Genomic DNA, 25,333 nt, shown 5'->3' on the forward strand with positions numbered 1-25,333 from the left:
GCTCTGGCACACGCTTTTCCTACGGCGCTATATCGGTGTTAGAAACCGTGGGTAAAGCTATTGCTTCACCACCACCTCCTGCAGATCGCTGGTGCTTATATCTATTTTAAACAGTTGATGGCTGTTCGTGCTGGTTGCCCACAGCTTTCCGTTGATAAAGAGAACATCATTTGGTTCGCTTAGACCGTCGGTAAGGGTATACACCCGCCCCCGCGACAGGTCCAGCACTTTAATTTTGCCGTTGTAAGTGTCGGCGATGTATACATCGGTATCAATTACTTCTACCCCTACACAATGCTGTAGCAGGGCATCGTCTACGGTACCATCCACATCCCCAAAATTGAACAGGCCCCTGCCAAGTGGTGTAAGTACCATGCCTGTTTTAAGGTTAACAGTACGGATAGCACTCGCCTCGGCGTCGGCCACGTACAGCACATGCTTGTTATTTGCCAGGCCACTGGGTTGGTTAAAGGCTGCCTGCCGCAAGTTACCGTCGGCTAGGGCTTCGCGGCCGTTTCCGGCAAAGCGGTATACTTTTTCGGTTCCTAAGTCCATGCGCAGAATCTGGTGGTTTCCGGCACTTGCAATAAACATACTGTCATTATAAATAAGCAGATCCCAGGGGCTATTTGGATTCACAGGCTCGTCCAGCATATCGTCCATGAAATAGTAGCCAAGTTCTCCTGTTCCGGCAGCAGTACTAACCATCTTATGCTTCAGGTCTACTTTGCGGATGGCGTTGTTCTTGGCATCTGCGACATAAAGCGTATCCCCATGCAGGGCCATGCCATGCGGCTCATAAAAAGTGGAGTCAGCGTAGCCTCCGTTATAAAACCCCTGTTCGCCGCTTCCGATTACCTCCAGCACCTGCCCTTCCTGGGTAATTTTCAGAATCCTGTTGTTGCCGCTGTCAGAGAGGTAAATGTTATTATCGTTATCGCAGATGATCTTAGAAGGGAAGTACAGGTAAGAATCCGGAGGAGGCTTCACGTGGGAAGGAATAGGCTTACGGTTAAGCTGATCATTATACTCCACTTTCAGTTTCTGAATGTAAGGGCGCACGGTATCATATACCCCTTCCCCCGCATGCTGGCCGATTACCTTGCCATTCGGATCTATCAACACAATAGTCGGCCAGGCCTTTGCCCCATATTGGTCCCACACCTTGAAATCAGCATCATTTACCACCGGGTGCTCAATCCCGAACTTCTGAATGGCCTGCTCTATGGCTTCACTATGTTTCTCGGCATCAAACTTAGCCGAGTGTACGCCAATCACTACCAGTATGTCGGCAAACTCCTCTTCCAGCCGCTTCAGATCCGGTACAATATGCTGGCAGTTAATACACCCAAAGGTCCAGAAGTCCAGCAACACGATCTTACCTTTAAAGTCCTTGATAGACCAGGTTCTGTCGGTATTGAGCCAGCCATGCGCGGTATTTATCTCTGGTGCGGTTACTTTGCCTGTTAACATAGAGGTAGTGGTTTAGAGGATCTGTTTTATTTCGTACAGGTTTGAGATAGGAAATGTTGTTGGAATTGGTGCTACAGAAAACCCGCTGTTCCTTTAGGTCTGCTTCTGACGCAGCACTGGCTCAGCAGGAAGCTTGTGTGGGTAATTCCCGCAATTTTGTTGTAAATTTGTGTAAACACCTGCGAACAATGGCAGAAACTTATATTTCCGATTTCGGCACAATCCTGCTTTACCTGATTGGAGGCGCCATATTTGTGGTGATTGGCCTCTTCACGAGCAGCTTAATCCGCCCGAATAACCCTAACCCGGAGAAGCTAACAACTTACGAGTCCGGGGAGGAGCCTATTGGAAATGCCTGGGTACAGTTTAATCCGCGTTTTTACGTGGTAGCACTCATTTTCATCATTTTTGATGTGGAGTTGGCTTTCCTGTTTCCGTGGGCAACGGTGTTTGGCCGGCGAGAGCTGATAGAAGCGACAGATGGCACGTGGGGCTGGTTTTCGCTGATCGAGATGTTTATCTTTATCGGAGTACTGGTGCTAGGCCTTGCTTATGCCTGGGCGAAAGGGCACCTCGACTGGATCAAGCCAAAGCCGATACTGCCGCAGAGCCGTTCTAAAGTACCGATGGATGTTTACCAGCGTGTGAACGAGCGGAGATACGAAGTAAAGAAGCCACAGCAGCTGAAAGAAGAAGAGTAACAGATGAATTTACCTCAGGATAAGACTGGAGAAGGCGGCGTAGTGATCACAAAGCTGGACGACCTGCTTAATTGGGCACGACTTACCTCGCTGTTCCCGATGGGCTTTGGTCTGGCTTGCTGTGCCATAGAAATGATGGGAGCCTATTCCTCAGGTTATGACATGGATCGTTTTGGCATCATACCTAGGGCTTCACCGCGCCAGTCGGATGTGATGATTGTAGCTGGTACAGTTACTTTTAAAATGGCTGACCGTGTGCGGCGCCTCTATGAGCAGATGCCGGAGCCGCGTTACGTTATCTCAATGGGCTCCTGCTCCAACTGCGGCGGCCCCTACTGGGAGCATGGTTACCACGTGGTGAAGGGCGTTGACAGAATCATACCTGTGGATGTGTATGTGCCAGGTTGCCCGCCAAGGCCGGAGGCACTGATAGGTGGCTTTTTGCAGTTGCAGGAAATTATCCGGAAGGAAACCATACGCGCCCCCAGAGCCGTGCAGCAGATAATGGCTAAGCGCGCGCAGCAGGGCCAACCTGTTGCCGATGCGGATAAACCAGCCACTCCTGTTTCCAATGTGTAACTTCTAGTTTAAAGCCATGTCTTTTGAGGAGCTAAGAGATTTTATAGCACAGCAATTTGGAGCCGAGGTTATACTTGAAACCAAGACAGATAGCCTGCAGCCCTACCTTGTACTTCAGCCGGAGCGGTTATCAGAGGTATGCCTGGAGCTGCACGATCATGAACTGACTTACTTCGACTTCTTATCCTGTATCACAGGACTAGACAATGGTCCGGAGGCTGGATCCATGGAGGTAATTTATAACCTTTACTCTATCCCGCATGATCATCACCTGATGCTCAAAGTGCAGGTACCGCGGAACACTTCCAAAGAACAACCCATGCCTGTGGTACCAACCGTCAGCCATATCTGGCGCACCGCCGACTGGCACGAGCGGGAGGTTTTTGACATGATGGGTATTTATTTTAAAGATCACCCGGACATGCGCCGTATTCTGTGCGCTGCAGACTGGGAAGGTCATCCTCTCCGCAAAGACTATAAACTACAGGATTACTATCATGGTATTAAAGTGCCTTTCGACCAGCACAACGAGCTGAACGGCTTTAAGGGTGAGCCGCAGGAGCTGATTAGTATACCAACTCCTTTTTCAGATAAGCGCGAAAAACCGGAATAGTTTTAGGTCAAAGTTGTCGCCTTAACCTTGTACATCAGTATCCGGTATGGCAGCGGTTGAAGCTCAGGAATGCAAATACGAATATAAAATTCCTGCAGCAGCTTTAAGTAAAGGAAAATCAGAAATTCGCTCCTGGCAACGCTGCATATCAAAATGGCACAGGGTGCCGAAAGGTTTACCATCTGCATCTCTTAATAACACGCCACAATAGGATACTACCGGGGTGATTATTTTGCCCTTTACTCTACTATCCTCAGTTGCGTCAGTTATTTCCAGTGCCTGTTGTTTTTGCACCAACGAGCAGTAGGTCGCGCTCATAGGAGCATCTTCGCCCTTGGTTAAGGTAGAATCAAATCTATCGTATAGTGCTAAATTGCGCAGATTTTCGCCATCAAACTTATAAATTCCTGTATAGCGATGAGGGGTTCTTGTGTTCAGATAGTGCAAAGCGCCATGAATACCAGAGGCTTTAAGTGCATCTTTAAACTCCTGCAGTTCTTTTGCAAAAAAGTCAGATGAAGTTTTTGTTGAATTCATTCCTTTACATAGGTCTTTTACTGTCATTTAATATTCGATCCTTCTTGGTATTAGGTTTAACCTGATGTAAACTTCTTAACAGAAAGCCCTATAAATAATCAGTCGATGGATTAGCAGCAAATCGGATCTTCAGGTAGGCCAGTAGAAGCTGCATAGGTCAGGGCTTTACTTTCTTTACCAAAATTAACAGAAACCCCTCTTTATAAACGAATATACAACTTATTTCTAAAGCATATACATTTAGACCTAAGAAGCCTCCTACCACTACTTGATTACCTACTGTTTAAGTCCTCCTTTTTTACGAACTTTGCACGAGAGGTAACACTTGATTTTATTACAACTTAACTCCTGATAGCCATTGTCCACGATTTATAAAGAATACCTGTTACAGTCAGAGCCTAACAAGTTTAGCCTTAATAATTTGAAGGCAGGGGAAATGATTGTGAATATGGGTCCACAGCACCCGAGTACGCACGGTGTACTGCGCCTGGAGGTAGTTACTGATGGCGAGATTATTCAGGAGGTAGCGCCGCATGTGGGTTACCTGCACCGCTGTTTTGAGAAGCACGCCGAGAGTATGGCCTATAACCAAACCATACCCTACGTAGATCGCATGGATTACCTTGCTGCCATGAACTCGGAACATGTGTGGTGCATGGGTGTAGAGAAATTACTGGGCATCACTGAGCAGATACCGAAACGGGTGGAGTACATCCGGGTGCTGGTAACAGAGCTAAATAGGATTGCCTCACACTTTGTGGCTATAGGAACCTATGCCATTGATATCGGAGCATTCACACCGTTCCTGTGGATGCTGCGTGACAGAGAGCACATTCAGCGCCTGCTAGAGTGGACAAGTGGTGCACGCATGCTGTACAACTACATCTGGGTAGGTGGACTCTATTACGACCTGCCGGTAGGCTTTGAAGAGCGCTGTCGCGAATTCATTGATTATCTCCTGCCTAAACTGGATGAACTGGATGTTATCCTTTTAGAGAATAAAATCTTTATAGACCGTACGGCAAATGTAGGCGTGCTGCCCCTGGATGTGGCGATAAACTACGGCTGCTCCGGCCCTATGCTGCGTGGCTCCGGCCTAAGGCACGACCTGCGCAGGGTAGATGGCTACAGCGTTTATCCAGAACTGGAATTTGAGGTGCCTATCGGGCAGGGGCTGGCAGGCACACTTGGAGATTGCTGGGACCGCAACTATGTGCGTGCGCTGGAATGCAGAGAATCAATAAAGATCATACGCCAGTGCCTGGACCAGCTTCAGGGAGACCACAAGCGAACACCAGACTTTGATCCACAAGCTGCATGCCCTAAAAAGATGCGGATGACAGGAACCCAGGAGTTATACTTCAGGGGGGAAACACCTCGCGGTGAACTTGGATACTTTTTCCGGACTACAGACCGCAGCGATGTACCCTTTCGCTGCAAAGGACGATCTCCTTGCTTCTCTAACCTGTCGGTGCTGCACGAAATCTCGAGAGGCTGCATGGTGGCCGATATAATCGCTATTGTAGGCTCTGTTGATATTGTGCTGGGCGAACTTGACAGGTAATAAAGAGAACCTAAGACCGGTATCTTTCGAATAAACCTAATACAATTGATGCCGTTTTATACACTGTTGAGATTTAAGTACCACCTGATAAGCATACCAGGAGCTAATCCTTTTACATACTTATGAAATTGAATAAACTGCTCACTATCCACCTCCTTTGGATAAGCATTCTGTTTAGCCCCGCTGTGGCACAAGTACAGCCAAAGAAAAAACCGCAGTCTGATACCCTCAAAACACTTTCTGTAGATCCGGATGTCTTTGTACCTGCCGACACGGTACTGCCCGGACAAAAGAAGCCATTCACGGAATCACAGCGCCTGGAAGGCGATAACAAGCGCTTTTTAAAAAGAGCTGTTCTTCCGGCTGCAGTGCTGCTCGGAGTGGGTATTTACACTACCGGAGGCCGGGGAATTATCAATAGCCAGGATATCTTTGACTACAGGACAAGGGTTTTTCCAAGGTTTGCTACCAATGCCGATGACTTTGCCATGCTCGCACCACTGGTGGGGCTATATGGTTTTAACCTGATATCATCGCAGAACCGACATGAGCTCAGCCGTCAGACAGTGCTGCTATTAGCTGCCGGAGGACTTACATCTGCCATTGTCTGGCCAGTCAAGAAGCTGACCGATATAGAGCGGCCGAACGGTAAGCCATTCGCTTTTCCATCGGGACATACTGCCTATGCTTTCACCATTGCCACTTTTATGGATAAAGAGTTTCGCCATAAAAGCCCTTGGGTAAGTGTGGTTAGTTATGGTATTGCTGGCGGAACGGGTGTGTTGCGTGTGCTTAATAATGCTCACTGGATGTCTGATGTGTTGGCTGGCGCCGGAGTAGGCATACTTTCTGTCAATACCGTTTATTGGGTACATGCAAAGCTAACCCAGGGCGGTGGTCTAAACACCGCTGTCGTGCCAGTCATTCTGCCAAATGGCAGCCCGGGCCTGGGTTTCCATATGCAGTTCTAGCAAGTAAACACCTGAACAGCAGGCAAAGGCGCTTCTTCTTTAACAGGATAAAGCGCCTTTTCTTTTTATCTTTACACTATGCTGCAAAAACTTCTCTTACCAGTCTTATTCTTTATACTTGTTTCGTCAGCTGTATTTGCACAGGTGCGTAGTGTACGGGGGGTGGTTCGTGATGCCCAGACAAATGAAAAACTAGCCTTTGTAAGCATTGCTGCGAATGAAGGTGAGACTGGCACTACAACCAACCTGGAAGGACAGTATCAGCTACGTCACAACAAGCCTATCAGGAGTCTTCGCTTCAGCTATGTAGGTTATGCACCCCAGGTTATTTACCCTGATTCCTCCGAAAATATAGACGTGTACCTAAAGCCTTCCGCGGCACAACTGCAGGAGGTAATAGTGCGTGGCTCCGGAGAGAATCCTGCTCACCGTGTTATCAGGTTGGCTTCGCAGAACAAAGAAAGGCACCAGTTGGAGAACCTGCCTGCCTATACCTACCGAACTTACAACAAACTCATCCTTACCGCCACCGATGTCCGTGACTTGGACTTAAGCGACACACTGCAACTGTCACCACAGGATTCCTCTTACCTCAAAATGCGTCAGCTGCTGGATAAGCAGCACCTCTTCCTGATGGAAAGTATAACCGATTATGCCTACTTAAGGCCGGGAAAAACAAAAGAAACCATTCTTGCCACACGTGTTTCAGGCTTGCAGCAACCAAGCTTTGGTGTTGTAGCCGCCGAAGCCAGAGATTTTTCAGTGTATGATAACATGCCTGTTTTCTTTGGGAAACGTTATTTGAGCCCACTTAGCCCCGGCAGCACCCGCAAGTATGATTTTGTGCTGCAGGAGGCAAACGTCATCAACGGCGATACCACGTTTGTTATCTCCTTCAAACCAGAGGCCGGAAAAAACTTTGAAGGACTGCAGGGCTTGCTGTACATCAACAGTGATGGTTGGGCAGTGCAGAATGTACTGGCGCAATCGGCTGCCGATGACGACAAACGTGGTATAAAGCTGCAACAACGGTATGAGCAGGTAGGGCAGCGGCAGCAATGGTTCCCGACGGAGCTGGATGTGGAAATAACAGTTCCGCAGCTCTCTTTAAAAGGACACCAGCCTTACGGACATCTGCGTACCTATATCACCAATATTAACCTTAACCCCAACCTGCAAAAATCAGATTTTAGCGTGGTGGCCCTCCAGCAAAAAGCTGATGCACACCTGCAGTCTGACAGCTTTTATCAACAGTTCCGACCTGACTCACTTACTGCTCTTGAACAACGCACTTACCAGCGCCTGGATAGTGTAGGCAAAGCAGATAAACTTGACCGAACCATCCGGGTAATGGAGTACCTGATGGCGAAGCAAATACCTATAGGCCCCGTTAGCCTCGACCTGCCCCGCCTGTTTAAAGTAAGTGCCTTTGAAGGTGTACGACTGGGCATTGGCCTGCACACGAATGCTTTGCTTTCGGAGCGGTTTACTATTGGCGGTTACTGGGGCTATGGATTTCGGGATGAGGAAGAAAAGTATGGAGCCGATGCAGCATTCATTCTTCACAAACCTTCTGAACTACAATTAACAGGTACTTATTATAAAGACGTGACAGAACCTGGAGGCAGACGCTTTCCTTTTCAGCGCAAAAGCCTGTTAAGTGACTTTCGCCCTGCTATCCTTCCGGACCTTACTTACACAGAGCATAAAGGTGTAGCCCTTTCAGGAAGACTGCTCCGTTACCTGCAGGCGCAAACACAGCTCAGACAGGAGGAGCACATGCCAACCCTGATTCCGGCTGCAGATGCTCCGCAACTTGTTTATCACCTGAGCGAGGCCGTTGTAGGACTACGCTATGCTTATGGTGAGAAATACATGCAGCAGTTTAACCAGGTAATACCTATCAGCAGCGATTACCCTGTGTTGTGGTTACAGTATACGCGTGGGATTAAAGGCTTATTAGAGGGGAACTACAGCTATAACAGGTATGATTTAAAACTGCGGGCAGACCTGCGCCACCGCACTTTTGGTGAAAGTAGCTTTACCCTTGCAGGTGGGCTAGTTAATGGAAATGCTCCTTTTGTAAGGCTCTACAATGGCTATGGCAGCAACAACCCAGATTATAAAGTTTATACTGGTGAGGGTTTTGAGACGATGCGCCCTTACGAATTCTTCTCAGACCGCTATGCTGCACTGTTCTTTTCTCAGAACTTCGGGAAGCGTTTTCTCCGAACCAGCTTCTTTAAACCAGATGTTGTGGCTGTTACCAACATCGGTTTTGGTGATCTTGAACAAACTATAACTGATCTGCCACAGGAGCAGTTCAGCACCATGAGCAAGGGATTTTATGAATCCGGATTGCTACTTAACAACGTTATCAGCTCCACCTTCTCTGGCATTGGCATAGGTGCTTTTTATCGCTATGGCCCTTACAGTTTTAATGATCCTAAAGACAACCTGCGCATTAAGATGACATTATCAATAGCCTTTTAAACCGCTAACAGAACTCATCGTTACTTTGTGAGTATATGGAGACAAAATACAGTCAAACTTTATGAAACTCCTTACTGCCGCACAAACACGGGAAGCTGACGCTTTCACCATACAAGAAGAAGGGATTTCCTCCACCGAGTTAATGGAGCGTGCTGCAAAAGCTTTTGCCGGTTGGTTTGAGAATAAGTTTCCGCCCTCGGAAGAAGTCTTTGTTTTCTGCGGGCCTGGCAATAATGGTGGTGATGGGTTAGTAGTAGCAAGATTACTACACCAACGGCATTATAAAGTTCAGGTTTTGGTTGTAGGAGATACTCAGAAAGCCTCTGCTGATTTTAAAGTTAATCTTGAACAGCTGCCAAAAGAGGTTCCGCAAAACCATATCAAATCAGAAGCTGACCTGGTTAGATTACCTGAGAAGGCCTGTGTCATCGATGCTTTGTTTGGCACCGGGCTTAACCGTCCTGTTACTGGTGTTTATGCAAAAGTCATTGAGCAGCTCAATCAATACGACAATACGATAACCTCCATTGATATGCCTTCCGGTCTTTACACCGACAGCCAAACCCCAGCAGAAGGAGCCATTATCAAGGCAGACTATACTATCAGCTTTCAGTTACCCAAGCAGGCATTTTTCCTGTCACAGCATGAGGTATATGTGGGGGAGTGGCATGTGGTGCCAATTGGGCTCAGCGAGCAGTTTATCTCTCAAACACAAACAAATTTATTCTTCACCACGGCAAAGGATGTAGCACACCTGCTGAAGCCCCGTAAAAAGTTCTCCCATAAAGGTATCTATGGGCATGCTTTGCTGCTGTGCGGTGGATTTGGCAAAATAGGAGCTGCTGTGCTTGCTGCCCGCGGCTGTTTGCGTGCTGGTGTTGGTTTACTTACTGTTCAGGCTCCGTCGGCAGGTTACACTGTACTCCAAACTGCTGTACCAGAGGCCATGACCTTAGCCGATAAGCATAGGAAGCATTTGTCTGAACTGCCACAGGAAATGGATAAGTTTAATGTGATAGGAGTTGGACCTGGTTTAGGAACAGAACGAGTGACCAAGTCTACAATCGGGCAGCTTTTAGCTACCAGTAGTCACCCTTTGGTTATAGACGCCGATGCAATTAACATCATTAGCAGCAGCGAAAAGCTGAAAGCACAGCTCAAAAGAAATCAACTTATCTTCACACCTCACCCTAAAGAATTTGAGCGCCTGATTGGAAAAAGTAATAACGATTATGACCGACTGAAAGACATGCTGGAGTTTTGCCAGGAATATGATTGCTATGTTGTGCTGAAAGGAAACAACACTGCCTTAGGTACACCAGATGGAGAAATCTACTTCAATACAACAGGAAACCCTGGCATGGCAACTGGAGGAACCGGAGATGTTTTAACCGGAATTATTACCGGCTTCGTGGCCCAGAATTATACCTTAAAAGAAGCCTGCCTGCTTGGGGTGTACCTTCATGGGCTCGCCGCAGATTTAGCTTTGAATACAGTTGGAGAGGTATCTATGACTGCCTCAGATGTTGTTGATCACCTGCCTCAGGCTATCCTGCAGCTACAGCAGGTTACATAAGAGTAAGAAGCACCAGACCGGAATGTAATAGCATAGCGCCGTCTGCAAATAACAGGTAGTAAAGCCTTGGCCTGTCCTCCGAAGAAAACACCACTACCAACCCTGCCCCAATGGCGCTTGCTAACAATGCCAGCTGCACTAATCCTGTCTCCGTTTGCAGACTTGTAATTGTATAGATTACAAGTAAGGCCAAAGAAATAAATTTTGTATTGTTAACCCCTACCAATCCAGGAACTGTAAGTGTATTCATACTCCTGTCGTATGAAAAGTCCCGTACATCAAACAGAAGCGCTAGAGAAAGGATAAACAGGAACCGGCGAGCCAGAAGTATCAAAGCTTCTTTTTCCCGGATATCAAACCCTGCTTCTAACAGAGGAAATAAAGTTGTTACTACAGCCCATACATACGCAATCAAGAAAACCTTTAGCAAGGGTATGTTTCGCAGTGGTTTTACTCTCTTAGATTTATAAACTATGGGAATAGTGTAACCTATTGAAATAAAAGCCAGGTGAAGCATAAACCAAATGTTTATGCCAAAGCTGAAATAGAAATAAATAAATGCACCAGTTACTACACTTATCAAGCCTAGCAAAGCCAATGGTTTTCTGTTTATCTGTGTCCAATGGGCGTCAGTATCGGAGATCTTCTGGCCCGGTCTGCGGAAAACACTATAAATACTACTAAGATTATAGGTAAATAGCGTGGCCAGGAAAATGAAGAGCGCCATCGGCAAAGAAACGGGTAAACCTGCCAGTTTATAAGTTACTATGGTTAAGCTAAAGGCACAAAATGAAATAAAGATGCTACTGTAAAGTAATGCCTCTCCTAATCGCCGAAGACTACTTTTACTTTTCTGCTCAGTATGAACATGCTTTCCCCCGATGTGTTGGTTTTGGACCATCTATTGCAATTACGGAAGTATTCTTAGTCCTGGCAAACGCTTTAGGTGCTTCATCTAAAAACAAAAAGCCTGACATAGGATAATCCCAGGCCAGGCTTAACAGGAAAAGTAAAATTTTTAAAGCGCCTTCGCTCTTTTTGGCTCTCCAAAAGTAGCATTATAAAGCTCAATGCTATCCTGAATTATCTTATAAGCATGCTCACGGCCAAGGAACTGCTCTACAATTACTTCCTTGTGCTCCAACTTTTTATAGTCTTCAAAAAAGCGGCGCATCTCCAGCAATGTGTGCGGGGGCAGCTCTGAAATATCATTTATGTGACGCACTGACATGTCGTTATGCGCAACTGCGATGATCTTGTCGTCTTCCTCATTATTGTCGATCATCTGCATTACGCCGATTACCTTTGCATCAATCAGGCACATTGGCTGTACATCTATCGAGCAGATAACCAGAATATCCAATGGGTCTTTATCGTCGCAATATGTTTGCGGGATAAACCCGTAGTTGGCAGGGTAATTAACAGAAGAGAAAAGTACACGATCAAGTTTTAGCATTCCGCTGTCTTTATCTAATTCGTACTTTGCTTTCGATCCCTTTGGAATTTCAATAATTGCAGTCACCACGTTGGGAGCTTCTTCTCCGTAGCTCACGCTATGCCATGGATTGTTGTTCTCCATATTCTCCATTTTCTTCTTATGTTTAATTTGCGCCGTCAATATAAATCTGCATCAAGCGCTTTTATTATTTCATGTATTGTTGTAAAGGCTCTCCCACACTTCCATTTGGTTCCTGTATGTATAACCAGTTTGCTATTGTAGGAGCAATATCCACTACTTTCGTCTCTACAGCGCTTTCGCCGGGTTTTATATTCCAGCCATACCAGATCAAGGGCACATGTGTATCATAATTTGAATACGACCCATGGGTAGTGCCTGTTGGTCTGCCACTACCATAGCCTTCAAACCATCCCGGACTTAAAATTACGATCACGTCGCCTGATCTTGGTGGAAAATACCCCCGCTCTACACGCTCCATATATCCACTTGACCAATTTGCAGCCATCAAGTTAGTGCCTGTAACAGCTCTTACCACTGGCTCAAAACGAACCACATAGTCTGCAATCTTCTGCTGTATTTCAGCTAAATTTACTTTCCTTTTTTCTATTAAGCTTCTGTTGAGATAGAACTGCTGGTTAACGTAACTCTCTACCCACTTGCCACTTCCATAGGTTTTATTCAGGAAAATCTCAACTGAGTCCTTTAGTAAGCCCGATGCCATTACACCTGCCGGTACTTTATTCTCAACCAGGAAAGCCGGTACGTGAGCTGCGCCATGATCAGCCGTCAGGAAGAACAACACGTTTTCTGCTCCTACTTCATCTTCTATTGCTTTTATCATTTCACCAAGCTCCTGATCCAATCGCAGAAATACATCTTCGGCCTCAACCGAGTTTGGCCCAAACGTGTGGCCTACATAATCGGGAGTTGAGAAACTTACAGCTAAGAAGTCAGTAAATTTTCCTTTCCCCAGATTTTCTCCTTTCAAAGCAGCCAGTGCGAAATCTACTGTTAATGTATTACCGGCAGGGATAGAGCGAATCAGTTCATAATCTTTTCCTCTAATCGCTGGTACATTATGAGGGAATACTGGTTTTGCCTCGCCGCGCAAAGTTCCCTCCCATGGTACGTCATCAGCAGAACTCTCAGTATACTGGTCAATTGGCAACAATGTATTCCAAACTTGCCCCAGGTATTGTTCAGGGTATCGTTTGCTGTTAAAATCTTGTACCCATGCAGGTAATTCTTCAGCATAAAAGGTGCTGGTGATCCAGTTGCCGCTTGGGGAGTCAAACCAATAGGCACCATTTCCTAAATGCCCGGCCGCTAAGATGGAGCCCCTATCTTTCAGTGCTACACCTATTACTTTAGAACCCATATTTGTTCCCAGGCGCAGCTCATCTGTTATCGTTGTTGTCAGCAGGTTTTCCGGTGACATTTGTCCAGCAGAAGAAGTGCTTCCTACTGTTTTAACCGTTTTATCCTCTACACAGTATTCTATTTCTTTCGATGCCCGGTTATACCAGCTGTTACCTACTATTCCATTCAAGGATGGTTCGCTTCCTGTATAAACAGAAGCATGCCCTGGTCCTGTGTAGGTTGGCACGTAGCTATAATGTGTATTCCTGAAGTTAAAGCCCTGTTTTACCAGCTTTTTAAAGCCATCGTTACCATACTTGTCCCAGTAACGATACAAATAATCATAACGCATTTGATCTACCACGAGCCCCACGACTAGCTTAGGTTTGCGCAAATCATTTGTAATGATACTTTTATCTGAATCTGAGGTTGTTGAAGTATTGTTAGGCGTTACACAGGCGCTTAAAAACAACATTATTGCAAATGCTGCTTTGTAATACCCCTTATAGCGACTCATGAATCTTTTTCCCATGTTGCTGATTTATCTCAACGTTACACAAAGATAAGGCTACTCTTCCTTTTTTCTTCTTCAATCCTGCAGCACAAACAAATTTTGCAATTTAATAATGTATGCTTGCAGCACAATCCTTTATAAAACAGAAGCAGCGCCCACCTTTGTGATGGGCGCTGCTTTATTTGACTTCCTGTTCTTCTTATTTTGAAGCTAAGGCCTCAGCACCACCCACAATTTCCAAAATCTCTTTCGTAATTGCAGCTTGTCTGGTCCTGTTATAGGTAAGCTTCAGCTGTTTCAGCAGCTCACCAGCGTTTTCTGTCGCTTTATCCATGGCAGTCATTCGTGCTCCATGTTCAGAAGCATTTGATTCCAGAACCGCCTTATAAACCTGGATTTTCAGGGATTTTGGAATTAACTCCTCGATGATTTCTTCTTTCGATGGTTCAAAAGTATAATCTACCATCATTGCGGAAGCATCTTCCTCAACCGGCTTTTCTTCTAATGGCAAGAACTGCTCTGTTCGTACGATCTGTGTAGCAACGTTTTTAAATTCGTTGTACATGATATCTACCTGATCATACTTGCGTGTTGCAAAACCTGACATAGCAAACTCTGCAGCCTCGCGTACTGTGTCAAAAGAAAGATTTGTAAAAACGCCGGTAAAATCACCAACTACATTATAGCCTCTTTTCCTGAAGGCTTCATTAGCCTTGCGTCCTAGGGTGAGTATAGTAACGTTGCCCGCAGCATACTGCCTGCTATACTTTTCGTTTATCAGCGATACAACTCCTTTAATGATGTTAGAGTTAAAAGCACCAGCCAAACCACGATCAGAAGAAACTGCTATAATCAATACATTGTTGATTTCTCGCTTCTCAGTATATATGCTGTTAACAGAACCTTCCGTCATAGACGATAGGTTAGCTAATATTCCACTCAGGCGTTGGGCGTAAGGGCGCATACGCAGGATATTATCCTGTGCACGTCTAAGCTTAGCAGCTGCCACCATTTTCATGGCTTTTGTAATCTGCTGAGTTGATGAGATGGAAACGATGCGGCCTCTAACCTCTTTTAAACTTGCCATATTGTTTTTGCTATGAGCATAAAGCCATCGGCTCAGGTTTTACCTTTAGCCGATGGCTTTTTAACTTAGACTATTTCTTATACTTAGCTGATAATTCTCTGGCCACTTGCTTCAGAGTATCAGTAGATGCGTCATCAAGCTTACCTGCTTTAAGTGCGTTTAGTACATCGTTGTGCTGTGCACGCATTGTACGCAGGAATTCTTTTTCAAATGTTTTAACCTCTGTTACCGGAACATTGTCCATCAGACCGTTTGTAGCGCAGTAGATAATTGCTACCTGCTCTTCTACTGGTACAGGAGAGTACTGTGCCTGCTTCAGAATTTCTAGGTTACGACGGCCACGCTCAATCGTCAGCTTTGTTGCAGCATCCAGGTCAGAACCGAATTTTGCGAAAGCCTCCAGTTCACGGAACTGTGCCTGGTCTAGCTTAAGCGTACCCGCAACTTTCTTCATTGACTTGATTTGAGCAGAACCACCCACACGAGATACAGAGATACCAACGTTAATAGCCGGACGGATACCTGAGTTGAAAAGGTTCGTCTCAAGGAAGATCTGACCATCAGTGATCGAAATCACGTTTGTCGGGATATATGCAGAAACGTCACCAGCCTGTGTCTCGATAATTGGAAGGGCAGTAAGTGATCCACCACCTTTTACCAACGGACGAAGAGAATCCGGTAAGTCGTTCATATTTCGCGCAATCTCGTCAGATGCATTGATTTTAGCGGCACGCTCCAATAAACGAGAGTGCAGATAGAATACGTCACCTGGATAAGCCTCACGCCCTGGAGGTCTTCTTAGTAGAAGAGATACTTCACGGTAAGCTACAGCCTGCTTAGAAAGGTCATCATAAACAACAAGTGCAGGACGGCCGGTATCACGGAAGAATTCACCGATAGCGGCACCTGTAAATGGCGCGAAGAACTGCATTGGAGCCGGATCAGAAGCTGATGCAGCAACAACTACTGTATAATCCATGGCACCACCTTTCTCAAGCGCCATCACTACCTGTGCTACAGTAGATGCTTTCTGGCCGATAGCCACGTAAATACAGAATACAGGCTCTCCTCTCTCGTAGAATTCACGCTGATTCAGGATTGCATCAAGCGCCACAGCTGTTTTACCAGTCTGGCGGTCACCGATGATAAGCTCACGCTGACCACGGCCAATTGGAATCATTGAGTCAATCGCCTTTATACCTGTCTGCAGTGGCTCGTTTACTGGCTGACGGAAGATAACACCAGGAGCTTTACGCTCTAATGGCATCTCATAAAGTTCACCAGCAATAGGTCCTTTACCATCTATTGGTTGACCAAGGGTATTTACTACACGACCGATTATACCTTCACCAACTCTGATAGAGGCAATGCGGTTAGTTCTTCTTACTGTAGCGCCTTCTTTGATCTCGCTGTAGTCACCTAATAATACGGCACCTACGTTGTCCTCTTCCAGGTTCAGAACGAGTGCCTGAAGTCCGTTCTCAAACTCCAAAAGTTCTCCAGACTGTGCTTTGGAGAGGCCATAGATACGAGCGACGCCGTCACCCACTTCTAGTACAGTACCAACTTCTTCCAGTTCTGCCTCAGAGCGGAAGTTTGATAGCTGCTCTCTTAATATGGCTGATACTTCGTCAGGTCTTACTTCTGCCATGATTATAGTTTATTGATATATGGGTTTTCTTTAAATTCATTTCTAAGCTTGCGAAGGTTATGCTTCACAGAGCTATCTATTTGTTTGTCACCTACTCGGATAACCATTCCTCCAATCAATGAAGGATCTACTACTTCTTCTAGTATAATCTGCTTTCCGGACTCAGCTGCCAGCTTAAGGCCAAGTTGCTCGCGCAAGGCAGGAGACAGTGGGAACGCAGAAGCAACGTGTGCTTTTTGTATACCCTTGATCTCAAAATACTGCTCCTCAAATGACTTAGCCATAAACTCCAGCGCCGCTTCGCGGTTCTTTCTGGTAACGATACCAAAGAAAGCGGTAGTTAGTTCCTGCACTTTGCCTTTGAACACGCTATTCAGTATTGCCAGCTTTTTGTCCGACTTAATAATCGGGTTCTGGAGCATTAACTGAAAATCCCTGTTCTGAGAAATTGTCTTTGAAAACAACTGCATGTCTTTATACACTTGTTCCAATTCTCCTCTCTCTTCTGCCAGTTCAATCAGCGATTTCGCATATCTTGAAGCAACTCTTAATTCTGACATATGCTTTGTTATGATTCAGCGGCCTCTTTACAGAAACCAGACTTTTTTCTATTAGTTAAGCGTTACTTCGCGGATATAATCCTCTGCAAGCGCCTGCTGAGCACCCGGATTGCTAAGCTCTCTCTTAAGTATGCGCTCCGCAATCTCAATTGACAAGGCAGCCGCCATATTTTTCACTTCTGTGATAGCAGCGCGTTTTTCATTTTCTATTGCCTCACGTGCCTGTGCAATCATGCGTGCACCTTCCTCATTAGCTTTCTGCTTTGCAGACTCGACTAGAGCATTTCCTGCATCAGAAGCATCCTTCAGAATCTTATCACGCTCTAAACGTGCTTCTGCCAATAGCTTCTCATTGTCCGCTTTCAGAGATTGCATTTCAAGTTTTGCCTTTTCGGCAGCACTCAATGCACTCTCAATAGAAGCCTCACGCTCATGAAGTGCTTTCATGATTGGCTTCCAGGCAAACTTAGCAAGCAGGTACAGAACGATTAAGAACGTTACCAGCTGCCAGAAAATCAGACCAAAACCTGGGGTTACTAATTCCATTTTTAATGAATTTGAGAGATAATTTTTCTATTTAACATCCCGGCGCTATTTGGCTGGGCTTTTTAACTACTTCAACTACTTTTGACCTCATCGTCCGGGCCATACGCCCGGACGTGAGATCTTCAAAGGCTTAATTAGCCTAAGAATGAGATTAACAAGCAAACTACCACACCGAAAAGTGCAACACCTTCGATAAGAGCAGCCGCGATGATCATGGCAGTCTGGATTTTACCACCAGCCTCAGGCTGACGAGCGATAGATTCCATAGCAGAGCCACCGATTCTACCGATACCCAAACCAGCGCCTAAGGCTACTAAACCAGCACCGATACCGGCACCCATGATAGCTAAACCATAATCAGTCGCCACTTGAAGCAAAATTGCTAATAACATAATAGTAGTTATATAGAGTTAAAAAATAAAAATTCAGATTAATGCGCTTCAGCATGCGCATGCTCGTCGTGATGATGTTCTTCAACAGCACCACCAAAGTACATGGCAGAAAGCAACGTAAAGATATATGCCTGCAACAGCGCCACAAACAACTCCAGGAAGTTCATGAAAGTAGCAAAAGCCACACTCAAAGGACCAACCGCAAGGCTCTGGAATATAAAGATCAAGCTGAACAGGGAAAGGATGATAATGTGACCCGCTGTGATGTTTGCAAAAAGACGCACCATCAGAGAGAAAGGCTTTGTAATGATACCAATCAACTCTACAGGAATCATAATTGGAGCCAACCACTTCGGAACACCAGGAGTTGCAAAAATGTGAGCCCAGTAGTTCTTGTTAGCACTAAATACAGTAATCAATAGGGTAAACAAGGCAAGCAAAAGCGTAACTGCTATGTTTCCGGTTAAGTTAGCACCACCCGGCATCAAACCTAAAAGGTTGTTAAACCAGATAAAGAAGAAAACTGTCAAGAGGTACGGCATATAGCGCTCATACTTCGGACCTATGTTTGCCTTGGCAATCTCATCACGAATAAAGATGATAATTGGCTCAAAGAAAGACTGCATGCCCTTAGGAGCTTTGCCAGGGTTCTTTTTGTAAGAAGCCGCAACAGTGAAAAACACAAAGAACAACAGGGCAACACTAAGAAAAAGAGATGCTACGTTTTTAGTGATAGAAACATCATACAAACCAGCATAATCCGCAACAGGCTCACCTTCTGCATTGGCTTTGTAAATATGCCCATGCTCCATCACATATCCTCTGTAAGGCACCACTTCGTGGTCTTCGTTATAGAAGTTGCTGGAAGAAAATGACACAACCTCTCCGTTATCTACCAGTATTACTGGCAAATAAAGCACTGCTCCGTCTGCAAAATGCCATGAGTAATCATCCGCTATGTGATGGGTGATCATATCACCAGGCTTAAACTCACCACCTTCTACCGATTCTGCAGCATGAGCTGTAATCGTCAGAAAGGAAAACAATAAAACTAATAACTTCTTCATTAAGAGAGATTTAGAAACAGATTTTATAAAGCTTTGCCTTATACTTAGTCCTGCTTTTTCAAATGCGGGCGCAAGTTACTCAACAAACTATAAATTTCAAACCCGGTAAATAGAAAATATAACACAAAGAAGTTGAACACAAACTGCAGCCTCCCTTCTTTGTAAAAGAAGATATACAGTGCAATAACTCCGATGCTCAGCACAAACCTGAATCCCATAGATGCGAAATAGTACACCTGGAGGTTTTCAGGGTCATTTTTATAGCCTAGTTTAGTAAGATAGTAGGTAAAACCGGTGATGAACACAAAGAACCCTAGCGTATACCAGATAAGAGGATGCACCAAGATATATCCGTTAAATTGAATCAGTGCCCCTATCAGCAGTGCAACAATTACAGTAAGGATAATAAGGTTGCGAAAAAACTTCACGTAATTATTTTTTTGTAATAGAAATAACGGTTAAAACTGTAGTAGCAATCACGGCAACTAAAAGCAGTACAATTGTAAACCAAGGCTTATCATTTGCCACATACTCGTCCAGTTTCATTCCTGCATAGGCAGCCAATACCAGTGCCCCAATCATCTGAAAGGCCATTCCAGAGTATTTCACATAGGGCTTCGCATCGTCTTGCCGCTTCTGCTCAGGCTTTTTTTGGTCTGGTGTATCTGCCATGTTATTCAGGAGTTTACAAAGGTACTCCTTTTTACGATGTTAGCAGCACCCCTAGCCTAAATACATCCCTTTTTAGGTGCACTGCGCCTGAAACCAATTAGCTTTTTGTATAGTTCATAGGTAGGCTCATGTTTTGCCTTTTGCTTAATTATTGGCGGAATATTGTATTTTTGTATGAGGTTTTATCCCTGCTTTAAGGCAACCTAAGTATTCAGCTTTCTTGCTGGTTCTTGTTTTATACTTTAAGCGAAGGCACGGCCGTTTATATTAATATTGTATAGTGTTCAAACCCTTGCACTTTTTATCTTGAATAATAAACTCCTGCACTTACTGTTTTTTATTTCAGGTCTGCTGCTTATTGCCTGCTCAGCAGAGCGTAATAATCCTGTAAGCAAGACTTACCATAACACCACCGCTCGCTATAACGGCTATTTTCTGGCTAAAGAGAAGATGTCTGTTGTTGAAGCGGGCCTGCAAGCTCAGATGCAGTATGATTACAACCAGGTGCTGCCTGTTTACCCAACCCTTGATTCTTCAGCTTCTAAAGCATTTACTGCAGATCTGGAGGATGTTCTTAAGAAAGCATCGTACCCCATTCAGTACCACAAGAACAGCAAGTGGGTTGACAATAGCTATATTTTAGTTGGTAAGGCTAATTACTACCAAATGAAGTTTGCAGAGGCTGCGCGTACGTTTAAGTATGTTAACTCTACAAGTAAAAATTCTGATGACAGGCACGAGGCCCTGGTTTGGCTCATGCGCACCTTCATAAAAATGGGGGAGATGGATAATGCCCTTCAGGTATCAGAGCTTCTTCGTAAAGAGCGTCTCAACCGCGACAATGCCCGTGAACTGTACCTGGCCCGCGCCCACTATTACTCCTTGTTACAGGATACTACTGCCGTTATTTCAAACTTAGATCTGTCACTACCAAACTTTAAAGAGAAGGATGACCAGTCGAGAGCTCGTTTTATGCTGGCACAGCTTTATCAACTTACCGGCCAGAACAAAGAAGCTTACCGGCAGTATAGCAAGATATTACGCAAAAACCCTCCCTATGATCTTGGCTTCTTCAGCAGGCTTAACCTGGGGCAGGTGTCGGAATTAGCTGATAAGCGGGACAAAGAACGTATTGCAGGCTATTATGAGAAGCTCCTGAAGGATGACAAAAACACGGAGTACCGTGATAAAATCTATTATGAAATGGCGCAGTTTGAGCTTCGCCAGCAAAATTATGACAAGGCTCTGAGCCTTCTGGAAAAGTCACTGCGTACCCCAGGAGCTATTCAGAATCAAAAAGCTTACAGCTATGTTTCTGCAGGAGAGATATACTTTGATAACCTGAACAAGTATGATCTGGCCGCAGCTTATTATGATAGTGCCGCACAGGTCTTTCCACAGGGTGCCCCAGGATATGAGGCTGTAGTTGAACGCAGAGACATCCTTGCAGACTTCGCCAACCAGTATAGCATTATCCAAACACAGGACAGCCTTCAGCGCCTTGCTCGCTTAAGTGAGTCTGAGCGAAATGCTTATCTGCAGCAACTGGCACAACAGCAGGAAGAGGTACGGCAGCAGGAAGCTACTAAGCAGTTGCAGCAAAATGATTTACCCCAGGAGAACAATAGAAACAGAAGAAATGGAGAGGCAATAAAAGACAATAACAACGGGGGCGTGTGGTATTTTGATAACCCTGTGGCAATGGCATCTGCCCGTGCAGAGTTTACCCGCCGCTGGGGCGACAGACCTTTGCAGGATTTCTGGCGCATTCGCAACCGGGGTGAAACAGGCAATGAGGCTCAAATAGCTCAGGCTCCAGCTGAGGCACCAGAAAACCAGATGAGTGCTGAAGAACGTAGTCAAGCCCTTGTTCAAGGTTTCCTTACTGATATTCCCTTAACTAATGTCGCATTGGCACAGTCAGAGAAGATGGTGGAGGATGCCTACTTTAGATTAGCTAACATCTATAGCCAAAATCTGCAGGATCAAGCCAAAGCTATTCAATCTTTTGAGGAGTTGTTAAGACGCTACCCCCATACAGAACATGCCGCCGATGCTTATTACAGCCTGTACTTATTGTATGGTAAAGCAGATGACAAAGCACAGCAGCAGGTTTATTATGCTAAAATTAAGCAGCAGTTCCCCAACACAACCTATGCCCGCCTGCTCGACGACTCTGACTTCTTATCTAAGAATGCAGCTGACAACCTAAGGGCTCATGAGTTGTATGACTCTGCTTATTCTTATTATGAAGCACAGGAGTTCTCAAAAGCAACGGGTGTTATAAACTCTTTAATAAGCCAATATCCCTTAAATGATATACGGGATAAAGTAGCTTTTCTGGGCATTATGATAACTGCGCGTACTGAAAAACCAGAGGAGCTGCGCCTGAAACTGGACCGGTTTATTTCAGCATACCCTGGCAGCCCTTTGCTTCAGCAGGCAAACCAACTGTTGAGTACCTATCAGGAGCTGGAGCAAAAAAACCAACTTCGTAAAGATGCACCCGTGCTTCATGCCACTATAGCACAAGGTACTACTCCAATCCTAGCACCAAAGGAAAAAGTTAGCACAGAAATTGCTACAGTAACCACACCGGAACAGGCCATTAACGCTGATGTATCTAAAGCAGAAACTACAAACACTGAAAAGCTGAATCCGGAACAAAAGGATAAGGCTGCTGCACTGCCAGAGGAGAACAAAGTTAAGCCAACAGGAGAAGCAGTTAAGCCGAAACAGCAAATAGCAGAAGCTGAAGAAGGAGTGACAGAACCAGCAGATTCTGCAAAAGCATCTGAAATAACTGCTCCCCCTGTTGATCCTTTAGCTTATAAAGTGGCAGAAGATTCCGCTTATTACTTTGTATTAATTTACCCGAATGGAGAATCTGCTTTCAAGAATGTTAAACCAAAGTTTGAGAAGTATAACAGCACCTACTATAAAAAGCAGAACCTTACGGTTGATTCTCTTGCCTTTTCCGGTGATAAATCAATGCTGGTTATTCAGTCTTTTAATGATCTGGCACTTGCCCAGTCTTTCAACATAAAACAAAAAGCGCCTCAATCTCCGATTGGCAGGATAAGAGGCGTAGATTTCGTTACCTTTGTTATTTCATCTGCTAATTACCAGAAGTTATTGCAGAAGAATGACCTGGATGTATACCTGACTTTCTTTAAAAACAACTATTAGTAATGACTACGCGTCAAAAACCCGTTAAGCCGGAAAAGACTATCTACCCTAAAATAGTTTCGGCCCTTTGGATCCTGTTCCTGGGTGGCTTTGCAGCATTTATAATCTATATCTATGCTGTTAGTATCAACTTCCTAAACCTGTTCGGAGAGCTGCCAAACATGCGCTCCCTCGAGAATCCTAAAAGTGCTCTTTCGTCTGAGCTTTACTCGGCAGATAATGTAGTACTTGGCAAATACTTCCGCGAGAACCGTACTCCGGCTGATTATGAGGAGCTGCCTGAAAATCTGATTCAGGCTCTTGTCGCAACAGAGGATATCCGCTTTGAAGAGCACTCTGGAGTTGACCCGGAAGCTATGGCCCGCGTTGCAGCAGCTATTCTTACTGGTCAGCAAAAAGGTGGCGGTAGTACATTAACGCAACAGGTCGCTAAAAACCTCTTCAGAACTCGTGGAGATGAGCTGAACAATGGCTTATTGAATAATGTGCCTGGTTTACGTACTCTTATCCACAAGACTAAAGAGTGGATCATGTCTGTTAAACTTGAGAAGTCTTACACCAAGAGGGAGATAATGGTCATGTATCTTAACATCTTCGAGTTTGGTAGTAATGCCTTTGGGATTAAGTCCGCTGCTAAAACGTTCTTCAATAAAGATGTTAAAGATCTAACTGTTGAGGAGTCTGCCGTTTTGGTAGGTCTATTCAAGAACCCAACCTATTACAGCCCCAAATTTCAGCCGGAGAACTCTAAACACCGCCGTAATGTGGTGCTATCACAAATGGTAAAGTATGGTTTTCTGCCTGAGGAAGAGTTTCAGAAGCTAAAGGAAAAAGACATTGACTTAGATTATCGTGTAGAAAATCAAAATGTTGGTCTGGCCCCGTACTTCCGTACCGAAGCCAGTAAATTCCTGCTGCAGTGGTGCCGCGAAAATGGATATGACCTTTATGCTGATGGCCTTAAAATATATACCACCATTGACTCCCGTATGCAACGATATGCTGAGCAGGCTGTTGCAGAGCACATGAAGGACCGCCAAAAGGCTTTCTTTGAGCACTGGAAAGGGCGCAACCCATGGGTTGACCGGGATAACAGAGAGATTAAGAATTTCCCAGAGGTTTCCATTAAACGTACCCAACGGTATCGCAGCCTTAACGAGCGCTTTGATGGTAATCAAGACTCCATCAACTATTATCTTAACAAGAAGATCCCCATGACTATCTTCACGTGGGATGGAGAAAAAGATGTAGAAATGAGCCCTATGGATTCGCTGAAGTATTATAAGCACTTCCTACAGGCTGGTTTCATGGCTATGGAGCCTCAGACAGGTCACATCAAAGCCTGGGTAGGAGGAGTTAATTACAAGCACTTTAAGTATGACCACGTGAAGCAGGGGGCTCGGCAGCCTGGTTCTACCTTTAAACCTTTCTTGTATACAGCTGCTATCGAGAATGGCTATTATCCGTGCTATGAGGTAATAGATACCAAAGTATGTATACCGCTAGCAGATGGTAATATGTGGTGCCCGAATAACTCTGATAATAAGTTCAGTGGCCAGAAGTATACTTTACGTAAGGCCTTGGCTGAATCTGTTAACTCTGTTTCTGCCTTCCTTGTGAATAAGCTAGGCCCGGAAACTTTAGTAAAAACAGCTAAGCGTATGGGGATTTCTACTCCTCTTGACCCCAATCCCTCTTTGGCTTTAGGAGTTAATGATGTTTCTCTTTATGATATGGTAGGAGCTTATGGCACTTTCGTTAACGGAGGAACCTGGGTTGAGCCAAACTTTATCACCCGTATTGAAGACAAACATGGTAATGTTATAGCTGATTTTGCCCCTAAAACTGTAGAAGCCTTAAGTGAAGAGACTGCCTACCTGATGGTGCACATGCTTAAAGCTGCTGCAGAGCCGGGTGGTACTGCTTACTATGGCTTGCGACATAGGAATGGATTGAAGAATGAAATTGGCGCTAAGACAGGTACAACACAGAACCAATCTGATGCTTGGTTTATGGGCCTGACTCCTAACCTTGTAGCCGGCACCTGGGTTGGTGGAGAAGACCGCTCCATTCACTTCCGTACGATTGCATTAGGTCAGGGTAACAAACTGGCCATGCCTATTTATGGTGCTTTTATGCAAAAGGTGTATGCTGATAAGTCACTTGATGTTTCCCGGGATGCTTTTCCTAAACCTTTAGCGCCTTTATCTGTAGAATTAGACTGTGCTAAGTACAACCAAGGCATTCAAATTGACTCTACTCAACAAGATGAGTTTTTAAATATGCCAACAGAAATTGACTTAGACGCAGAGATCTAATGCTATGAATGT

22 protein-coding genes are annotated in these 25,333 nt (G+C 45.1%); 9 read left to right on the top strand and 13 right to left on the bottom strand.

Going from position 1 to position 25,333, the window contains the following annotated elements:
- Window positions 1-57: 57 nt before the first annotated feature.
- Entirely contained in the window at window positions 58-1,473 is a 1,416-nt protein-coding gene (locus ACFSRY_RS04855; RefSeq protein WP_377503643.1) for a thioredoxin-like domain-containing protein, read from the bottom strand.
- 188 nt (window positions 1,474-1,661) lie between these two features.
- Here ACFSRY_RS04855 and ACFSRY_RS04860 point away from each other — a divergent pair, with 188 nt between their 5' ends.
- From ACFSRY_RS04860 to ACFSRY_RS04870, 3 genes are read left to right on the top strand one after another with little or no spacing between them, the layout of a single operon-like run.
- Window positions 1,662-2,174 (top strand): NADH-quinone oxidoreductase subunit A, encoded by a 513-nt coding sequence (locus ACFSRY_RS04860; protein WP_377503644.1) that lies wholly within the window; start codon window positions 1,662-1,664, stop codon window positions 2,172-2,174.
- Between the two features lie 3 nt (window positions 2,175-2,177).
- Entirely contained in the window at window positions 2,178-2,753 is a 576-nt protein-coding gene (gene nuoB / locus ACFSRY_RS04865) for an NADH-quinone oxidoreductase subunit NuoB (RefSeq protein ID WP_377503645.1), read from the top strand.
- Between the two features lie 16 nt (window positions 2,754-2,769).
- The gene (locus ACFSRY_RS04870; RefSeq protein ID WP_377503646.1) at window positions 2,770-3,366 is read left to right on the top strand and encodes an NADH-quinone oxidoreductase subunit C; all 597 of its coding nucleotides are present in this window, start codon (window positions 2,770-2,772) and stop codon (window positions 3,364-3,366) included.
- A gap of 63 nt (window positions 3,367-3,429) precedes the next feature.
- Here ACFSRY_RS04870 and ACFSRY_RS04875 read toward each other — a convergent pair whose 3' ends face one another.
- Entirely contained in the window at window positions 3,430-3,903 is a 474-nt protein-coding gene (locus ACFSRY_RS04875; protein ID WP_377503647.1) for a hypothetical protein, read from the bottom strand.
- 358 nt (window positions 3,904-4,261) lie between these two features.
- On the opposite strand from ACFSRY_RS04875, the gene ACFSRY_RS04880 reads away from it, so the two are divergent.
- The 4 genes from ACFSRY_RS04880 to ACFSRY_RS04895 all read left to right on the top strand — a co-directional run bounded on the left by ACFSRY_RS04880 (window position 4,262) and on the right by ACFSRY_RS04895 (window position 10,507).
- Window positions 4,262-5,467 (top strand): NADH-quinone oxidoreductase subunit D, encoded by a 1,206-nt coding sequence (locus ACFSRY_RS04880; RefSeq protein ID WP_377503648.1) that lies wholly within the window; start codon window positions 4,262-4,264, stop codon window positions 5,465-5,467.
- Window positions 5,468-5,589: 122 nt separating this feature from the next.
- Window positions 5,590-6,438, top strand: a complete 849-nt coding sequence (locus tag ACFSRY_RS04885; RefSeq protein ID WP_377503649.1) for a phosphatase PAP2 family protein — start codon at window positions 5,590-5,592, stop codon at window positions 6,436-6,438.
- Between the two features lie 78 nt (window positions 6,439-6,516).
- The gene (locus tag ACFSRY_RS04890; protein WP_377503650.1) at window positions 6,517-8,931 is read left to right on the top strand and encodes a DUF5686 and carboxypeptidase-like regulatory domain-containing protein; all 2,415 of its coding nucleotides are present in this window, start codon (window positions 6,517-6,519) and stop codon (window positions 8,929-8,931) included.
- A gap of 61 nt (window positions 8,932-8,992) precedes the next feature.
- A complete protein-coding gene (locus ACFSRY_RS04895; protein WP_377503651.1) occupies window positions 8,993-10,507 on the top strand; it encodes an NAD(P)H-hydrate dehydratase in 1,515 nt (504 codons plus the stop codon).
- Here ACFSRY_RS04895 and ACFSRY_RS04900 read toward each other — a convergent pair.
- The 11 genes from ACFSRY_RS04900 to ACFSRY_RS04950 form a co-directional block, all read right to left on the bottom strand.
- The gene (locus ACFSRY_RS04900) at window positions 10,500-11,408 is read right to left on the bottom strand and encodes a hypothetical protein (protein WP_377503652.1); all 909 of its coding nucleotides are present in this window, start codon (window positions 11,406-11,408) and stop codon (window positions 10,500-10,502) included. The genes ACFSRY_RS04895 and ACFSRY_RS04900 overlap by 8 nt on opposite strands.
- 117 nt (window positions 11,409-11,525) lie before the next feature.
- On the bottom strand, window positions 11,526-12,086 hold the full coding sequence (locus tag ACFSRY_RS04905; protein WP_377503683.1) for an inorganic diphosphatase: 561 nt from the start codon (window positions 12,084-12,086) through the stop codon (window positions 11,526-11,528).
- 64 nt (window positions 12,087-12,150) lie between these two features.
- On the bottom strand, window positions 12,151-13,857 hold the full coding sequence (pafA, locus tag ACFSRY_RS04910) for an alkaline phosphatase PafA (protein WP_377503653.1): 1,707 nt from the start codon (window positions 13,855-13,857) through the stop codon (window positions 12,151-12,153).
- A gap of 181 nt (window positions 13,858-14,038) precedes the next feature.
- Entirely contained in the window at window positions 14,039-14,926 is an 888-nt protein-coding gene (gene atpG, locus ACFSRY_RS04915; RefSeq protein WP_377503654.1) for an ATP synthase F1 subunit gamma, read from the bottom strand.
- Between the two features lie 70 nt (window positions 14,927-14,996).
- A complete protein-coding gene (atpA, locus tag ACFSRY_RS04920; protein WP_377503655.1) occupies window positions 14,997-16,577 on the bottom strand; it encodes a F0F1 ATP synthase subunit alpha in 1,581 nt (526 codons plus the stop codon).
- Between the two features lie 2 nt (window positions 16,578-16,579).
- Window positions 16,580-17,137: an ATP synthase F1 subunit delta gene (gene atpH, locus ACFSRY_RS04925; RefSeq protein WP_377503656.1), complete on the bottom strand. Its 558-nt coding sequence runs from the start codon at window positions 17,135-17,137 to the stop codon at window positions 16,580-16,582.
- 51 nt (window positions 17,138-17,188) lie between these two features.
- The gene (locus ACFSRY_RS04930) at window positions 17,189-17,683 is read right to left on the bottom strand and encodes a F0F1 ATP synthase subunit B (protein ID WP_377503657.1); all 495 of its coding nucleotides are present in this window, start codon (window positions 17,681-17,683) and stop codon (window positions 17,189-17,191) included.
- A 134-nt stretch (window positions 17,684-17,817) separates the two neighbouring features.
- Window positions 17,818-18,075, bottom strand: coding sequence for an ATP synthase F0 subunit C (gene atpE, locus ACFSRY_RS04935; RefSeq protein WP_377503658.1), 258 nt, complete (start codon window positions 18,073-18,075; stop codon window positions 17,818-17,820).
- A 38-nt stretch (window positions 18,076-18,113) separates the two neighbouring features.
- Window positions 18,114-19,142 (bottom strand): F0F1 ATP synthase subunit A, encoded by a 1,029-nt coding sequence (gene atpB, locus ACFSRY_RS04940; protein WP_377503659.1) that lies wholly within the window; start codon window positions 19,140-19,142, stop codon window positions 18,114-18,116.
- A 44-nt stretch (window positions 19,143-19,186) separates the two neighbouring features.
- On the bottom strand, window positions 19,187-19,570 hold the full coding sequence (locus ACFSRY_RS04945) for a hypothetical protein (protein WP_377503660.1): 384 nt from the start codon (window positions 19,568-19,570) through the stop codon (window positions 19,187-19,189).
- 4 nt (window positions 19,571-19,574) lie between these two features.
- Complete coding sequence (locus tag ACFSRY_RS04950) at window positions 19,575-19,814, bottom strand: AtpZ/AtpI family protein (RefSeq protein WP_377503661.1); 240 nt, start codon at window positions 19,812-19,814, stop codon at window positions 19,575-19,577.
- 306 nt (window positions 19,815-20,120) lie between these two features.
- Between ACFSRY_RS04950 and porW the strand changes: the two genes are divergently transcribed.
- Window positions 20,121-23,003: a type IX secretion system periplasmic lipoprotein PorW/SprE gene (gene porW / locus ACFSRY_RS04955; protein ID WP_377503662.1), complete on the top strand. Its 2,883-nt coding sequence runs from the start codon at window positions 20,121-20,123 to the stop codon at window positions 23,001-23,003.
- A 2-nt stretch (window positions 23,004-23,005) separates the two neighbouring features.
- Complete coding sequence (locus tag ACFSRY_RS04960; protein ID WP_377503663.1) at window positions 23,006-25,321, top strand: penicillin-binding protein 1A; 2,316 nt, start codon at window positions 23,006-23,008, stop codon at window positions 25,319-25,321.
- The last annotated feature ends 12 nt before the right edge of the window (window positions 25,322-25,333 follow it).

This window comes from Pontibacter locisalis (genome assembly GCF_042684605.1).
Lineage (GTDB): Bacteria > Bacteroidota > Bacteroidia > Cytophagales > Hymenobacteraceae > Pontibacter > Pontibacter locisalis.

Coding starts and splice junctions, on each gene's coding strand:
- atpA (WP_377503655.1), bottom strand. CDS start 16,577: ATGGCAGAAGTAAGACCTGACGAAGTATCAGCCATATTAAGAGAGCAG.
- pafA (WP_377503653.1), bottom strand. CDS start 13,857: ATGGGAAAAAGATTCATGAGTCGCTATAAGGGGTATTACAAAGCAGCA.
- atpH (WP_377503656.1), bottom strand. CDS start 17,137: ATGTCAGAATTAAGAGTTGCTTCAAGATATGCGAAATCGCTGATTGAA.
- atpB (WP_377503659.1), bottom strand. CDS start 19,142: ATGAAGAAGTTATTAGTTTTATTGTTTTCCTTTCTGACGATTACAGCT.
- ACFSRY_RS04960 (WP_377503663.1), top strand. CDS start 23,006: ATGACTACGCGTCAAAAACCCGTTAAGCCGGAAAAGACTATCTACCCT.
- atpG (WP_377503654.1), bottom strand. CDS start 14,926: ATGGCAAGTTTAAAAGAGGTTAGAGGCCGCATCGTTTCCATCTCATCA.
- ACFSRY_RS04855 (WP_377503643.1), bottom strand. CDS start 1,473: ATGTTAACAGGCAAAGTAACCGCACCAGAGATAAATACCGCGCATGGC.
- ACFSRY_RS04895 (WP_377503651.1), top strand. CDS start 8,993: ATGAAACTCCTTACTGCCGCACAAACACGGGAAGCTGACGCTTTCACC.
- nuoB (WP_377503645.1), top strand. CDS start 2,178: ATGAATTTACCTCAGGATAAGACTGGAGAAGGCGGCGTAGTGATCACA.
- ACFSRY_RS04860 (WP_377503644.1), top strand. CDS start 1,662: ATGGCAGAAACTTATATTTCCGATTTCGGCACAATCCTGCTTTACCTG.
- ACFSRY_RS04870 (WP_377503646.1), top strand. CDS start 2,770: ATGTCTTTTGAGGAGCTAAGAGATTTTATAGCACAGCAATTTGGAGCC.
- ACFSRY_RS04885 (WP_377503649.1), top strand. CDS start 5,590: ATGAAATTGAATAAACTGCTCACTATCCACCTCCTTTGGATAAGCATT.
- ACFSRY_RS04900 (WP_377503652.1), bottom strand. CDS start 11,408: ATGGTCCAAAACCAACACATCGGGGGAAAGCATGTTCATACTGAGCAG.
- ACFSRY_RS04950 (WP_377503661.1), bottom strand. CDS start 19,814: ATGGCAGATACACCAGACCAAAAAAAGCCTGAGCAGAAGCGGCAAGAC.
- ACFSRY_RS04905 (WP_377503683.1), bottom strand. CDS start 12,086: ATGGAGAACAACAATCCATGGCATAGCGTGAGCTACGGAGAAGAAGCT.
- ACFSRY_RS04890 (WP_377503650.1), top strand. CDS start 6,517: ATGCTGCAAAAACTTCTCTTACCAGTCTTATTCTTTATACTTGTTTCG.
- atpE (WP_377503658.1), bottom strand. CDS start 18,075: ATGTTATTAGCAATTTTGCTTCAAGTGGCGACTGATTATGGTTTAGCT.
- ACFSRY_RS04875 (WP_377503647.1), bottom strand. CDS start 3,903: ATGAATTCAACAAAAACTTCATCTGACTTTTTTGCAAAAGAACTGCAG.
- ACFSRY_RS04930 (WP_377503657.1), bottom strand. CDS start 17,683: ATGGAATTAGTAACCCCAGGTTTTGGTCTGATTTTCTGGCAGCTGGTA.